General features: G+C 51.5%; 1 pseudogene. It reads right to left on the reverse strand.

What is annotated here, in order from left to right:
- A pseudogene (locus tag SB771_RS35320) lies at nucleotides 1–260 on the reverse strand (VRR-NUC domain-containing protein); the annotation flags it as partial.

Consider the following 260-nt stretch of genomic DNA (forward strand, 5'->3'; position numbering starts at 1 on the left):
CACGCTGTCGTTGCTTCTCGTCGTCAGTTTGTGGCGCTGGTAGAGGCACTGGTACCGGCACTTTCTTGAGTTCCCCATTGCAATCGCTTACATCAATAACTGTCATGCGATTTTTATAGTCACCCGCAATTTTCTGATATGCATCTTCTTGGCCTTCATTCCATGTATCGCCGGGAAATTTTACTTCTACCAGCCGAAGCATATTGTCAACATGGGACGCGCCATCACGATCGACGGTGCCGCGACCGGGCCAGCGGTCC

This window comes from Burkholderia sp. SIMBA_051 (assembly GCF_046534915.1).
Taxonomy (GTDB): domain Bacteria; phylum Pseudomonadota; class Gammaproteobacteria; order Burkholderiales; family Burkholderiaceae; genus Burkholderia; species Burkholderia ambifaria.